The 3,661-nt window shown below is 61.8% G+C and carries 2 protein-coding genes; both read right to left on the reverse strand.

Annotated elements, in window-relative coordinates; genetic code table 11:
* Positions 1–405 precede the first annotated feature (405 nt).
* Positions 406–2,901, reverse strand: coding sequence for an ATP-binding protein (locus ACHWRX_RS15695; RefSeq protein ID WP_394659882.1), 2,496 nt, complete (start codon positions 2,899–2,901; stop codon positions 406–408).
* A gap of 153 nt (positions 2,902–3,054) precedes the next feature.
* Positions 3,055–3,408: a PRC-barrel domain-containing protein gene (locus ACHWRX_RS15700; protein ID WP_153000793.1), complete on the reverse strand. Its 354-nt coding sequence runs from the start codon at positions 3,406–3,408 to the stop codon at positions 3,055–3,057.
* Positions 3,409–3,661 lie beyond the last annotated feature (253 nt).

Below are 3,661 nucleotides of genomic sequence, written 5' to 3' on the forward strand. Positions count from 1 at the left end.
AGCAGCATGGCGGCAAGCACTAGTGAAGTGGAACTCTTGGATATGACAGTCATGGCGTTACTCCCTTGAAACGCGAACGGTCGGGGTTCTGCAACGACGCAGCAGCTTCCAAGTGCCGCGCCATCATTACGTATTCGGCGATCAGAACCCTCTCCATCCGTAAATAAGCAGGCGGCAGGGCGCCGCCGTTGAACACGTGGAAGGCAACGCGTGTTCAGAATCACATTTCGGACGGATGAACGCCTGTTACAATTGCGACATTTGTGCCGCTCATCTGAGTTCGCTCTGCGACGAGCTGAGTATTCTCTACAGGGTATGGCTACACAGCAGACACGAAGAGAGCCAGAGCCAAGCGCTGGGCTCAGCGTTTGCGGACACCGAAATCCGGATTCTTCCGAAGAGCCTCTAACCCAGGATGTCGCGGATCTTGGTCGCCAGCGCATCGACGGCGAAGGGCTTGGTCATCATGTCCATGCCATCCGCCAGGAAGCCTGCCCGCACCGCTGCATTTTGCGCATAGCCGGTGATGAACAGGATTTTGAGGTCGGGGCGGGACTGGCGCGCGACCTCGGCGAGTTGCCGTCCGTTCATGCCCGGCAGGCCAACGTCGGACACCAGCAAGTCTATCCGCTGGTCCGATTGCAGGATGGGAATGGCGGTGTCGGCATCGGTAGCTTCCAGCACGCCGTAGCCGACTTCGCTCAGCAGCTCGGTCACGATCATGCGGACGGAGGGGTCGTCCTCCACCACCATCACCGTCTCACCGCTGCCGCGCGGGGTTTCCGGGCTGGGCATGGCCGCCACCAGGGCTTCACCACCCAGTGAGCGGGTGAGGAACAGCTTGACGGTCGTGCCCTGCCCCACTTCGCTGTAGATGCGCACGTGCCCGCCGGACTGGCGCGCGAAGCCATAGACCATGGACAGGCCAAGCCCGGTCCCCTGCCCCACTGGCTTGGTGGTGAAGAACGGCTCGAACACTTTATCCATCATGTTCGGCGCCATGCCGCTGCCGGTGTCGGTAACGCTCAGCACGACATAGTCGCCCGGCGTCACGTCCGGATGGTCACGCGTGTACCGCTCATCGAGACGGGTGTTGGTCGTCTCGATGATCAGCTTGCCGCCATTCGGCATCGCGTCGCGCGCATTGATGCACAAGTTCAGCAGTGCGCTTTCCAGCTGGTTCTCGTCACTGGAAGCGGCCCAGAGTTCGGGGGCCAGATCCGTGCCCAATTCGATCTGTTCGCCCAGAGTGCGGAACAGCAGTTCTTCCATGCCGGCCACCAGCGCGTTGACGTCCATGGCCTTCATGTCGAGCGACTGCCTGCGCCCGAACGCCAGCAAGCGCGAGGTCAGCGCGGCGGCGCGCTGGGCCGAAACGGTGGCGGCATCGATGTACCGGTCCACCCGGTCCATCCGACCGGACGCGATATTGCGGCGCATCAGGTCCAGGCTGCCGATCACGCCGGTCAGCATATTGTTGAAATCGTGGGCGATGCCCCCGGTCAGCTGGCCGATCGCTTCCATCTTCTGGCTTTGGCGCAGCGCTTCCTGCGCCGATTCCAGCTCAGCGCGCCGCGCGTTCGCTTCGGTGAGATCACGCCCCACCGCGATGAAGTTCAAGCCGTCCGCTTCGGGAGACAACGTCCATTCGATGTGTTTCCAATCCCCATCACGCGTGGCGATGCGGTTTTCAAAGCGAATGGGCTGCCGGGTCTGCGCCATCTCCTTGATGGCCGCCAATGTCTGGGAATTGTCCTCGGGGTGGTTCAGCGTCTCATACGTGCGCGTGAGCAATTCGCTTTCGGTCCAGCCCAGGATGCGCGTCCACGCCGGGCTGACCGCGGAGAGCATGCCTTCGTAATCGCCCCGCGCCAGCATGTCCTGAGACAGGTCCCACAACCGATCCCGCTCCGCCCGCGCGCGCTCGATCGCGACTTTCACACGCTCGCCCACTTGCTGGACCAGCATGACCTCGTCGTCGGTCCAGGTGCGCGCAGTCGCGCTCTGCACCGCGAGCAGACTGATAAAATCTGCCTCCTGGAACAGGACGACATCGACATATCCGCCGACTTCGCGTTCCGACAGCCCCGCACGCGCCTCATGGCCCAGTCGGGGATCAGTCATCACATCGTGCACCACGACCGGCGCACCCGACATGTAGGCCGCCAGGATTGCGGGCCCGAACGATTCCAGCGAATGTTGGCCCACGATCGGACCGACGCCGGAATGGTAGTCCCGCTCCACGCTCATCAGGCCGGCGTTGACCTCAGCGTAGAATACGCGGCTGGCGTTCATCTGCTCGCCCAGGCGAACCGCCGTCATGCTCATGATGTCCGCCGGGGTGGAGAGCGCGCGCAGATCGTCCGACAGGGATAGCAGGAATGCCGCCTTGCGCCCCGCCAACACGCGATCGGTCGTTTCCGCCAGGAAGCAGATCACGCCAGCAGGTACGCCGTCCTCCCCCAGCACCGGGGAGTAATCGAGGTTGAGCCACATCTGCTCTGTCGTGATGTCGCGAGTTATCGTGACCTCGTGATCGCGATACTGCAGCGCATCGCCCGCCAGGCCCACTTTCAGGACGTTATCGATGAAATCGTGATTGTCGCCCCATGCCTCACGCGCAGTGCAGCCCATCCGGGTCTGATTCTGAGGCCCGACGACGGCGGCGTAGGCATCGTTGTAGAACATGACGCCGTCAGTGCCCCACATCAGCACCATCGGCGTGCGGGCTTGCAGGATCAGGGAAACGGCACCGCGCAAGGCGTGGGGCCAGTTCGCGATCGAACCCAATGCCGTGGTCGACCAGTCGGCCGCCGCGATGCGTTGCCCCAGCATGCCACCCTTCGCCAGGAAGGGGGGCGTTTCCGGCACCTCAGACAAACGCACCGGAGCGGTGGACATGATTTGGAATTCTCTGCGTCGAATGTCCGAAGAAGCCTTCAGACCAGAAATGCTCTCTTAGCCCAACTCAGGCCGCGCTGGAACCATTAGGTATAGAATGCAGATCATTAGGTGCAAATATCACCGCACCAAGAGCCCCACCGGGATAACGCATCACCAGATCTGCATCTCGGCATCCTCGGCGGACATGCGGCCCTGATCGCTCATCATGTCCTTGCTGATATGGCAGATGTAGCCGCCAAGATCAGCATCGAAGGTCAGGTCGCTCCAGGGGACCAGCAGGAACCGTGTCGCGCCCAGGCCGAACAGTCCGCTGTCCGAAACGATTACGTGCGCCACTTGTCCCGTCCGCTTGTTGACCATGAAATTGTGGACGTGGCCCACCTTCTTGTGATCGAGGCCATAGACGGCGGTGCCTTCCACGCGGTCTGACGCGATCAGATCGTGGTTGCCCACCGTCTCGATCGGCGCTTCAGGCCCGCTGGTATCGATTTCGCGCTCCGGCATGATGATCTCCTTCGATCCGCTGAAACGCACACCGGCATGGATGGTTCTTGGCTGGACCGATCCCGATCAATTCCACCAGCCATGAAAATATTGCGCAGTCCTGAAATTTTATAATTCCTCCGGATGAGGACACTTGTTAGACTGAGGGCGAGATAGAAGAGGAGAGAGCCATGAGCGCGCCGGTGCTCGCCACGAAGCTGGATCTGGCCACCCCGGAAGCGCAAGCGCGCGCCGCGCATAACCGCATGCTGGC

Source organism: uncultured Novosphingobium sp., from assembly GCF_964277725.1.
GTDB classification, from domain to species: domain Bacteria; phylum Pseudomonadota; class Alphaproteobacteria; order Sphingomonadales; family Sphingomonadaceae; genus Novosphingobium; species Novosphingobium fluoreni.